Origin of the sequence: Enterobacter sp. RHBSTW-00593 (genome assembly GCF_013784105.1) — a bacterium.
Taxonomy (GTDB): domain Bacteria; phylum Pseudomonadota; class Gammaproteobacteria; order Enterobacterales; family Enterobacteriaceae; genus Enterobacter; species Enterobacter ludwigii.
The window spans coordinates 1,342,990-1,353,840 of record NZ_CP056393.1 but is presented as its reverse complement, the minus strand read 5'-3'; the positions used below and the strand labels follow the sequence as shown (position 1 = coordinate 1,353,840).

Annotated in this window: 11 protein-coding genes; 1 reads left to right on the top strand and 10 read right to left on the bottom strand. The window is 55.1% G+C overall.

The window, feature by feature from the left end; genetic code table 11:
• Window positions 1-116 precede the first annotated feature (116 nt).
• The 4 genes from sdhB to sdhC are packed head-to-tail and all read right to left on the bottom strand — an operon-like array spanning window position 117 to window position 3,360.
• Window positions 117-833, bottom strand: a complete 717-nt coding sequence (gene sdhB / locus HV242_RS06360; protein WP_014169170.1) for a succinate dehydrogenase iron-sulfur subunit SdhB — start codon at window positions 831-833, stop codon at window positions 117-119.
• Between the two features lie 15 nt (window positions 834-848).
• Complete coding sequence (sdhA, locus tag HV242_RS06355; RefSeq protein ID WP_014883036.1) at window positions 849-2,615, bottom strand: succinate dehydrogenase flavoprotein subunit; 1,767 nt, start codon at window positions 2,613-2,615, stop codon at window positions 849-851.
• Entirely contained in the window at window positions 2,615-2,962 is a 348-nt protein-coding gene (gene sdhD / locus HV242_RS06350) for a succinate dehydrogenase membrane anchor subunit (RefSeq protein WP_010428702.1), read from the bottom strand. Before sdhD ends, sdhA begins: the two co-directional genes overlap by 1 nt.
• A complete protein-coding gene (sdhC, locus tag HV242_RS06345; protein ID WP_025204654.1) occupies window positions 2,956-3,360 on the bottom strand; it encodes a succinate dehydrogenase cytochrome b556 subunit in 405 nt (134 codons plus the stop codon). The genes sdhD and sdhC overlap by 7 nt, the downstream gene beginning before the upstream one ends.
• Before the next feature lie 641 nt (window positions 3,361-4,001).
• Here sdhC and HV242_RS06340 point away from each other — a divergent pair.
• Window positions 4,002-5,285, top strand: coding sequence for a citrate synthase (locus HV242_RS06340; RefSeq protein WP_014169167.1), 1,284 nt, complete (start codon window positions 4,002-4,004; stop codon window positions 5,283-5,285).
• Window positions 5,286-5,385: 100 nt separating this feature from the next.
• Here the strand turns inward: HV242_RS06340 and nei are convergent, their stop codons facing one another.
• Genes nei through phrB form a run of 6 tightly spaced genes read right to left on the bottom strand, consistent with a single transcriptional unit; the run spans window position 5,386 to window position 10,686 of the window.
• Window positions 5,386-6,177 (bottom strand): endonuclease VIII, encoded by a 792-nt coding sequence (gene nei, locus HV242_RS06335; RefSeq protein ID WP_050737380.1) that lies wholly within the window; start codon window positions 6,175-6,177, stop codon window positions 5,386-5,388.
• Window positions 6,178-6,198: 21 nt separating this feature from the next.
• Complete coding sequence (gene pxpA, locus HV242_RS06330) at window positions 6,199-6,936, bottom strand: 5-oxoprolinase subunit PxpA (RefSeq protein WP_032677696.1); 738 nt, start codon at window positions 6,934-6,936, stop codon at window positions 6,199-6,201.
• Window positions 6,923-7,855, bottom strand: coding sequence for a 5-oxoprolinase subunit PxpC (gene pxpC, locus HV242_RS06325; protein ID WP_032677695.1), 933 nt, complete (start codon window positions 7,853-7,855; stop codon window positions 6,923-6,925). Before pxpC ends, pxpA begins: the two co-directional genes overlap by 14 nt.
• A complete protein-coding gene (gene pxpB, locus HV242_RS06320; RefSeq protein WP_014169163.1) occupies window positions 7,849-8,505 on the bottom strand; it encodes a 5-oxoprolinase subunit PxpB in 657 nt (218 codons plus the stop codon). The genes pxpC and pxpB overlap by 7 nt, the downstream gene beginning before the upstream one ends.
• A gap of 14 nt (window positions 8,506-8,519) precedes the next feature.
• Window positions 8,520-9,263, bottom strand: a complete 744-nt coding sequence (locus HV242_RS06315; protein ID WP_020884971.1) for a type 2 GTP cyclohydrolase I — start codon at window positions 9,261-9,263, stop codon at window positions 8,520-8,522.
• A gap of 10 nt (window positions 9,264-9,273) precedes the next feature.
• Complete coding sequence (gene phrB, locus HV242_RS06310; protein ID WP_050737381.1) at window positions 9,274-10,686, bottom strand: deoxyribodipyrimidine photo-lyase; 1,413 nt, start codon at window positions 10,684-10,686, stop codon at window positions 9,274-9,276.
• Between the last annotated feature and the right edge of the window lie 165 nt (window positions 10,687-10,851).

Sequence of the window (10,851 nt, the reverse complement as noted above, 5' to 3'; positions counted from 1 at the left end):
GGAACCTTTAAAAACTGTCTGCACCTCGGGGCAGTTTTTAGAGGTTTCCTACATTTTATCCCCTCTCCTGTCAGGAGAGGGTCAGGGTGAGGGGAACAACGCTCCCCTCCTGTTACTTATGCACTGCGCTGCAGCAGCATCGACTTAATATGGCCGATGGCGCGCGTCGGGTTCAGCCCCTTAGGACATACACTGACGCAGTTCATGATGCTATGGCAGCGGAATACGCTGAAAGCATCACTCAGTCCTTCCAGACGACTGTCGGTTTCGGTGTCGCGGCTATCGATCAGGAAGCGATAGGCAGCCAGCAGACCGGCCGGGCCGATAAACTTGTCCGGGTTCCACCAGAACGACGGGCAAGAGGTCGAGCAACATGCACAGAGAATACACTCGTACAAACCGTCGAGTTTTTCACGCTGCTCAGGAGACTGTAAGTGCTCACGAGCCGGTGGATTTTGCCCATTATTCAATAAGTAAGGCTTAATCTTCTCATATTGTGCATAGAATTGCCCCATGTCTACCACCAAATCACGAACGACTGGCAGACCTGGCAAAGGACGGATAACAATTTTCTGGCCCGCGCGCTGCAACGCTGAAATTGGCGTGATGCAGGCCAGACCATTTTTACCGTTCATGTTCACACCGTCAGAGCCACAAACGCCTTCACGGCATGAGCGACGGAACGACAGTGTCGGATCCTTTTCTTTCAGCTGGATTAAGGCATCCAGCAGCATCATGTCACGGCCTTCTTCCGCTTCCAGGGTGTAATCCTGCATACGCGGAGCATCATCTACATCCGGGTTATAACGATAAACTGAGAATTCGAGTTTCATTATCCTGTCTCCGCATTAGTAAGTACGAATCTTCGGCGGGAACGCCGGACGCAGTTTCGGTTCCATATTGACGCTACGACGCGTCATGGATTCCGACTCTGGCAGATACAGGGAATGGCACAGCCAGTTTTCATCGTCACGATCCGGGAAGTCGAAGCGGCTATGCGCGCCACGGCTCTCGGTACGGAAGTTTGCCGACATCGCGGTAGCGAACGCCGTTTCCATCAGGTTATCCAGCTCCAGACACTCAACGCGCTGGGTATTGAATTCGCTGGACGTGTCGTCCAGACGGGCATTTTTCAGACGCTCGCGGATCGCTTTCAGCTGCTCAAGACCTTTGGCCATCGCATCCCCTTCACGGAATACCGAGAAGTTGTGCTGCATACATTCCTGCAGCGCTTTGCGGATTTCCACCGGATCTTCACCATTACGGTTGCCGTTCCAGCGGTTCAGACGCTCAAGCGACGCATCAATTTCATCGTCGGTGGCATCACGCAGCGCACCCTGCTCGGCAATAGACTCTTGCAGATGCAGACCTACCGCACGACCAAATACCACCAGGTCAAGCAGGGAGTTCCCGCCCAGACGGTTTGCACCGTGTACGGATACGCAGGCAATTTCACCGACGGCAAACAGGCCCGGGATAACAACGTCTTCACCCTGCTCGTTCACGGTCAGCGCCTGGCCGGTCACTTTGGTCGGAATACCGCCCATCATGTAGTGACAGGTTGGGATTACCGGGATAGGCTCTTTCACTGGATCGACGTGCGCGAAGGTACGAGACAGCTCCAGAATGCCTGGCAGACGTGATTCCAGAACCTCTTTACCCAGATGGTCGAGTTTCAGCTTCGCATGTGGACCCCATGGGCCGTCACAGCCGCGGCCTTCACGGATTTCGATCATGATGGAACGCGCCACCACGTCACGACCCGCCAGGTCTTTCGCATTCGGGGCATAACGCTCCATGAAGCGCTCGCCGTGTTTGTTCAGCAGGTAACCCCCTTCACCACGGCAGCCTTCTGTTACCAGCACGCCGGCACCGGCGATGCCGGTTGGGTGGAACTGCCACATTTCCATATCCTGCACCGGTACGCCGGCGCGGATAGCCATACCTACGCCGTCACCGGTGTTGATGTGGGCGTTGGTGGTAGATTGATAAATACGGCCTGCACCGCCGGTCGCCAGCACGGTAGCACGCGCTTTGAAGTAGACCACTTCACCGGTTTCAATACACAGCGCAGTACAACCCACAACAGCGCCATCGGCGTTTTTCACCAGATCCAGCGCGTACCACTCGGAGAAAATAGTCGTGTGGTTTTTCAGGTTCTGTTGATACAGCGTGTGCAGCAGTGCGTGACCGGTACGGTCAGCCGCAGCTGCGGTACGTGCCGCCTGCTCGCCGCCGAAGTTTTTCGACTGGCCGCCAAACGGACGCTGATAAATGGTGCCATTTTCCAGACGGGAGAACGGCAGACCCATGTGGTCCAGCTCCAGAATCGCTTCCGGGCCAGTCTTACACATATATTCGATAGCATCCTGGTCGCCGATGTAGTCGGAACCTTTGACCGTGTCATACATGTGCCATTCCCAGTTATCTTCATGGGAATTGCCCAGCGCAACGGTAATACCGCCCTGCGCGGAGACAGTGTGGGAACGGGTCGGGAAGACTTTAGAGAGCAGCGCACAGGTCTGGCCGCTCTGGGAAATTTGCAGTGCTGCACGCATACCTGCGCCACCAGCACCAATCACAACAGCATCAAATTCTCTGACTGGCAGTTTCATTACACACCCCACACCACAACGAATCCATAAATAACGTAAACCACCAGTGCAACGACAATGACCAGCTGCAGAGGAAGGCGAATCGCCAGTGGTTTAACGTAATCGGTCAACACCTGCCACATACCAATCCAGGCATGAATAAGGATGGAGAACAGAGCCAGCAGGGTGAACACTTTGGTGAAGGCAGATCCGAAGAACCCACTCCAGATTTCCCACGTCAGCGTGCCGCTGGTCGCGAAGAAACCAATCATATAGATGATATAAAGGGTGAGAACGATGGCGGTAGCACGGACCAGAATGAAGTCATGTACGCCGTTGCGTCCTAATGCGGAGGCGTTGCTTACCATACGAGAACTCCTGCGAGAAGTGAAAGCACGACAGTCAATACAAATGAAATATTAGCGGAGCGTTTACCGGCTTCGAAAGTCTCTTCCAGGTAGCCAAAGTCCATCAGCATATGACGAATGCCCACAACAACGTGGTACGCCAGCGCAGTCAGAATGCCCCACATGATAAATTTCACGAAGAAGCTGTTCATGATGGCAGAGGCCTGGAGGAATCCTTCAGGAGAAGAGAGGCTGGTACCCAGTAACCACAGCAGAATGCCGACCGCCACAAACGTAATCACACCAGAAACGCGGTGCAGAATGGACGCTATTGCTGTTACAGGGAACCGGATCGTTTTGAGATCCAGATTGACAGGTCTTTGTTTTTTCACATTTCTTATCATGAATAACGCCCACATGCTGTTCTTATTGTTTCCTTCCTCCGGACTGCGATGCGGGTCAGACAGCGTTCCTTTTCTATAACTGCGCGTCATGCAAAACATTGCTTCCAAATGCTAAAACGACACGTTACAACGCTGGGTGGCTCGGGATTGCAGGGTGTTCCGGAGACCTGGCGGCAGTATAGGCCGTTCACAAAATCATTACAATTAACCTACATACAGTTTGTCGGGTTTTCTCTGGAACAGTGATCAGGGTCACGATAACAACATCTTTTTAATTTTTAATCATCTGATTTGACAAATGTTAAACAATATTGTTACAAACGTCATCAGAAAAGGCATATAATGCGCAAAAGTTATGAGGTCTCACTTTCACCTGACAAATAGTTATGTAACAGTGTGATGGTATTGACCGAAGTTATCAGGACAGTTATTAGTGATATACAGGTTTGAATAATTCGGACTGCGAAGACACTGATTTGCTGTTGTTTCACTGATTTTTCATGTTTTTACCTGCAAGGCGCCATAGCTCTGTACCCTGGTTTCTCCTCGTGAGCTGAGCGGTAAGCCAAATAACAAACTGGTAACGGTGAGAAATCAGCAGAATGCAAATCCGGTAATTGGCAGTCTTAAGCAATAAGGCGCTAAGGAGACCGTAAATGGCTGATACAAAGGCAACGCTCACCCTAAATGGTGACACTGCTGTTGAACTGGATGTGCTAAAAGGCACGCTCGGTCAGGATGTTATTGATATCCGTACGCTGGGTTCTAAAGGTGTATTCACCTTCGACCCTGGATTTACCTCTACCGCATCTTGCGAATCCAAAATCACCTTCATTGATGGTGACGAAGGTATCCTGCTCCATCGCGGCTTCCCCATCGATCAGTTAGCCACCGAATCCAACTATCTGGAAGTGTGCTACATCCTGCTGAACGGCGAAAAACCGACGCAGGCACAATACGATGAATTCAAAACCACCGTCACCCGTCACACCATGATTCATGAGCAGATTACCCGTCTGTTCCATGCTTTCCGTCGTGATTCTCACCCAATGGCGGTGATGTGCGGTATTACCGGTGCGCTGGCAGCGTTCTACCACGACTCGCTGGACGTGAATAATCCACGTCACCGTGATATCGCGGCGTTCCGCCTGCTGTCCAAAATGCCGACAATGGCAGCGATGTGTTACAAATACTCCATCGGCCAGCCGTTTGTTTATCCACGTAACGACCTCTCCTACGCCGGTAACTTCCTGCGCATGATGTTCTCCACGCCGTGTGAAGAGTACGAAGTGAACCCGGTACTGGAACGTGCGATGGACCGTATTCTGATCCTGCACGCCGACCACGAACAGAACGCCTCCACCTCCACCGTCCGTACCGCAGGCTCTTCAGGCGCGAACCCGTTCGCCTGTATCGCTGCGGGTATCGCCTCCCTGTGGGGACCGGCGCACGGCGGCGCGAACGAAGCGGCACTGAAGATGCTGGAAGAGATCAGCTCCGTTGAGCACATTCCTGAATTCGTGCGTCGCGCGAAAGACAAGAATGACTCCTTCCGTCTGATGGGCTTCGGTCACCGTGTGTACAAAAACTACGACCCACGCGCTACCGTTATGCGTGAAACATGCCACGAAGTGCTGAAAGAGCTGGGTACAAAAGACGACCTGCTGGAAGTGGCGATGGAGCTTGAGCACATTGCGCTGAACGACCCGTACTTCATCGAGAAGAAACTCTACCCGAACGTCGATTTCTACTCTGGCATTATTCTGAAAGCGATGGGCATTCCGTCTTCCATGTTCACCGTGATCTTCGCCATGGCACGTACCGTTGGCTGGATTGCGCACTGGAACGAAATGCACAGCGAAGGCATGAAAATCGCCCGTCCTCGTCAGCTGTATACTGGCTACGAGCAGCGTGATTTTAAGTCTGACATCAAACGCTGATGTTAACGGGGTGTGGCCTGATGTCCTCACCCCATCTCTCTCTTACTCCGAGAGAGTGAAGACATTAAAAACGGTAACCCCCTGGGTTACCGTTTTCATTTTACTTCTGGCAGTGCGGACACCAGTAAAACGGTCTCGACGACAGCGTGGTTTTCGCAATTAACCCGCCGCACCGTTCACACGCCTTCCCTTCACGATGAAACACCTTAAAGCGGAACAATGCCCCATGGTGCTTGTTGTCATCCACAACGCCACGCGTGTTGTACGACAGGCGCGGGATATCCAGCAGTGCGTGAGATAACGCCTCCAGCTGTTCATCACTGAGTTGCGATGCCTTATGCTGCGCCGCCAGGCCCACTTCCCAGAGGATTTCCACCCGCAGGTAATTTCCTAATCCAGCCAGAAACGCCTGATCGAGCAACAGTCCGGAAAACTGTCGGTTACGAAACCGAGGTGATACCAGACGGGCTTTCACCTCGCCCGGGGTCAGGCTCATATCCAGCACATCCGGCCCGACGCGCTGCAGGAACGGATGAGTGAGCAGCTGCTCTGGCGTTAACATTTCGATATCGGATGCGCTGTAGAGCAGAATCGCGTTGTCTGCCGTCTGTAGCCTGACGCGCAGCACGCGGGTAGTTTGCGGCTGCTCGTTTGCCTTCACCACGCGCCAAACGCCGTACAGCTGATTATGGCTATATAACGTCAGGTTATGGGAGAAATGCGTGAGCAGCGCTTTGCCGCGCGTTTCAATGTGCGTCACCGTCTGCCCCACCAGCTGGGCTTCAAACGGTTTCAGTTGAGGAAAAGCAAACCAGACATCCGTCAGGGGTTCGCCCTTTATCGCCGCCTCGAGGCTATCCGCAGCACGGCGGATCTCCGGGCCTTCAGGCATTTTTCTGTCCTTATCGTTATGTCATGCACTCACGAGAATACCCTGCTCCGCAAAGGCCGCCCGTAAGCGGCGTGCAAACTGCAGCGCATGCTCACCATCACCGTGTAAACACACCGTATCCGCCTGGACTCTGGCCGTTGAACCATCAATTGCCTTTACCGACCCCTCACATACCATCGCCAGCGTTTGCGCCAGCGCCTGTGATTCATCGGTAATAAGCGCACCGGGCAGTGAACGGGGAACCAGGCTGCCGTCCGGCTGGTACCCTCTGTCAGCAAAAACTTCCTGACGGGTGGTTAACCCCAGCCGCTGTCCGGCGCGAATAAGCTCGCTCCCCGCCAGCGCCACCAGGATGAGCTGCGGGTTGCAGTCCCGCACCGCGCGGGCAATGGCATCCGCGAGAGCCGGATCTTTGGCCGCCTGATTGTAGAGCATGCCGTGGGGTTTCACATGGCGCAGCACGCCCTGCTGGGAACGCACAATCGCCTCCAGCGCGCCCGTTTGATAGAGCGTCTGGGCATACACCGTCTCAGGAGGGAGATCCATTGCCGTGCGGCCAAAATTATCCCTGTCAGGAAAACTGGGATGTGCCCCTATCGCCACGCCGTGCTTAATCGCATTACGCACGCTGACCAGCATGGTTTGCGCGTCACCCGCGTGAAACCCGCAGGCAATATTGACCGAAGAGACCAGCGTCATCAGTTCAGCATCGGCACCTCCGCCCTCACCCAGATCGGCGTTTAAATCAATCTTTGCCATCGAGCCTCCATGCCAGTTGTTCCAGATAACGCTGCTGATCCTGGCGTGCCTTCAGCGCCTCCTCCAGCGAACATTGCACAAAATGAATCGGCTGTCCGAGAGGAATTTGCGCCAGATGGTAGCGATCCGCTTCAATAATGCAGGCAATACGCGGGTATCCCCCCGTGGTTTGCGCATCGTTCATCAGCACGATCGGCTGACCGTTACCCGGCACCTGAATGACGCCAGGCAATAAACCGTGTGAGAGCAATTCCCGATCTGTCGTACGGGTCAATGGCTGCCCCTGAAGGCGGTATCCCATACGGTTACTTTGCGGGCTGATCTTCCACGGCGAACGCCAGAACGTCTCCTGAGCGACTTCATCGAACTCCTGATATTCCGGCCCCGGTAAGGCACGGATCTGGTTGGTCCATAACAGCTGTTTTACCCCCTGGGCCGTCGAGAAGTGGCGCGTTGAGGGTTTAACCGCCAGACGATCGCCGTCACGCAGCAGGCGCCCTTCATGACCGCCAATGCCGGCTTTCTGATCGGTGCTGGATGAACCCAGCACTTCTGGCACATCAATCCCTCCTGCGACCGCAAGATAGCTTCGCACGCCGTGCACAGGACGTTTAAGGGTCAGACGCTGCCCGGCTTTCGCCCGCAGCCGCCAGCCTGTCCAGACCGCTTTGCCATCCAGCTCGGCATCACAGGCGGCCCCGGTTAAGGCAAACCAGGTCTCCTCGCCGAATTCAATCACACACTGGCCAAGCGTAATTTCGAGTGCTGCCGTGCTGCCAGGGTTGCCCACCAGCACGTTAGCAATCTCCAGCGCAGGCCTGTCCAGCGCACCACAGTAGCTCACGCCCGACTGGCGCATGCCAAAGCGGCCGGCATCCTGCACGGACGTGTAAAGCCCGGCGCGAATCAGCGTTAACATACCCCCTCCTTCTGCGGGATAAAGCGCAGGGTATCGCCGGGACGAAGGAGTATGGGAACCTCCTGCCCTGGTTCAAATAACGGCCTGGACGTATGCCCGATAAGCTGCCAGCCACCCGGTGACGTCAGAGGATAAATGCCGGTCTGCTCACCACCGATAGCCACCGTGCCCGCCGGCACGCTCAGGCGGGGTTCGGCGCGACGCGGCGTATGCAACTGCGGTGAGAGCCCCCCCAGATAGGGGAAGCCCGGCTGAAAACCCAAGAACCAGACCACGTAATCAACGCAGGCGTGCAATTCAACCACCTGCTTTTCCGTTAATCCGCAGTGTTCCGCCACCACGCCAAGATCGGGTCCATGCTCGCCGCCATACACCACCGGGATCTCAATTGTCCGGGAATCCGGCTCCAGCGCCTCGCTCTCTTCCCACCAGCGCTGCAAACGTTCAATAGCATCCAGCGCCAGCGTATGCGGATTACGCAGCACCACGGTGATGTTATTCATACCCGGAATCGCTTCAACCACTTCAGGCACATCGGCCAGGCGCTGCGTTAGCCGCCAGATACGCTTTTGCGTGGCAAGGGTCACTGGCGGTTCCAGCTCCAGAACCACTGCCGTTTCCCCCAGAAGATAACAACGCGCTCGCTGCACTCAGATACCTCTCATCAGGCCGGGTTAGGGATATCAATAAACGTGACATCCAGATCGGTATTTTCAGTCAGCCATTCACTGAGGGCGCGAATTCCGCCACGCTCGGTGGCATGGTGACCTGCCGCGTAAAAATGCAGACCTTGTTCACGCGCCGAATGGACGGTCTGCTCGGACACTTCTCCGGTGATGAAGGCGTCGACACCAAAGCGTGCCGCGCTATCAATAAAGCCCTGACCACCACCAGTACACCAGGCAACCCGCTTCACCGTATCCGGACCGGTGTCACCGCACCAGAGCGGACGGCGTCCCAGACGCGCTTCAATCCAGGAAGCCAGCTCCAGGCCGGGCACCGGCATGGCCAGCTCTCCCCAGGGCACCAGCGGCTCAATTTCACCCATGACGGTAATCCCCAACAGCTGCGCGAGCTGTACGTTATTGCCCAGCTCCGGGTGCGCATCCAGCGGCAGATGGTAACCGTACAGGTTGATATCATTTGCCAGCAGCGTTTTCAGGCGGTTTCGCTTCATACCGCGAATGATCGGTGCTTCGTTTTTCCAGAAATAACCGTGATGGACAATAACGGCATCCGCTTCCTGACGGACGGCTTCGTCCAGCAGCGCCTGGCTTGCCGTCACGCCAGTGATAATTTTCTGCACCGTTTCGCGTCCTTCAACCTGGAGGCCGTTCGGGCCGTAATCGCTGAAGGAGGCGCTGTTCAGTTTTTCGTTAATCAGGCTTTCCAGTTCGCTGTTTTTCATCATCACTCTCTTAAGCTTTGCGGGCGGCCTCGTACGCCGCCAGCGTGGCGACACGCGCCTGTTTATGGTCAACAATCGGACGGGGATAATCGAGCTTCACGCCCTGTTTATCCGCCCATGCCCACGGGTCGTGGATCGCTTTTGCAGGGACATTGCTCAGCGCGGGCAACCAGCGGCGGATAAACTCGCCGTCTGCATCAAATTTTTGTCCCTGCGTGGCAGGATTAAAAATACGGAAATAGGGCGCGGCGTCGGTTCCGGTGGACGCCGCCCACTGCCAGCCGCCGTTATTCGCCGCCAGATCGCCATCGATCAGCTGAGAAATAAAATACCGCTCCCCGACACGCCAGTCGATAAGCAGATCCTTCACCAGGAAGCTGGCGGTAATCATTCGCAGCCGGTTGTGCATCCATCCGGTTTCATTGAGCTGGCGCATCGCGGCATCAACAATAGGGAAACCCGTTTCGCCTTTCTGCCAGGCCTGTGAGTGGCTCTCGTTGTGTTGCCATTTTATGTTATCAGTCCAGGGTATAAACGGACGATGCTTACATAAATCAGGGTGATACGTCATCAAATGGCGATAAAATTCGCGCCAGATAAGTTCGTTAAGCCAGACGGAGCCGGGGCCCCCGTCCAGTGCCTGTGGTTGTTCCGCCAGAAGACGATGCAGGCACTGGCGCGGTGAGAGCACGCCCAGTGCCAGACAGGCCGATAAACGGCTGGTGCCCTCTGTCGCGGGAAAATCCCTGCGCGCGTCGTAATCGCCTGCCCCCGCTTTACAAAACTGGCGCAGCTTCGCAATAGCGTTTTTTTCGGTAGCCGGGAACAGAGTCTCATCAAACGCCTGTTGCGGATAGTCAAACTCCCGCTCGGGTATCTCCGTTATGGCCTCTCCCCTCACGGTGGGTGCAGCCACACATTCCGGCAGCGCCTCCTTCAGTCTTTTAATGAAGGCATTTTTAAACGGCGTAAAGACTTTATACATCTCGTGGTTGCCGGTCATGACACTGCCCGGCGGCAGCATGACGCTGTCATCAAAACCCTGACACTCTACATCCTGCAGGATTTTCTCCAGCTGACGATCCCGCTGACGTTCATTGAATTCGTACTGATAGTTGTAAAAAAGGTGGGTGACATCGTACTGCTCACAGATTGCCTTCACAGCCTGGCATTGCGCGGAGAAGTCACTGACCTCTTTATAAATGAGCGGGATCCCTTTTTCGGCAAGCGAACACTGCAAGCCATTCAGATGTGAGCTGAGGTAAGCCGCCTGGCGTGGTGCCATAGCATGCTGCTGCCACTGCCCGGGGGTGGCGATAAACACCGCCAGCACGCGGGCTTCCGGGGAGCGGCAGGCAGCCGCAAGGGCGAGATTGTCATGTACGCGCAGGTCCGCGCGAAACCAAACCAGATGGGTGGGCATAAAACTCCTGGCAATTATCCATTATGTCCGTAAGGCCATGCCACTAAAGAGAAAATGCGGCTGGCTTTTATCTACTTTGCCATGAAGTGTAGACGCGATGAAATAAAAAAGGCCGCCCGGGGCGGCCTTAACGCTACGTATCTTGCGCCATCATGGTAAAAGCAA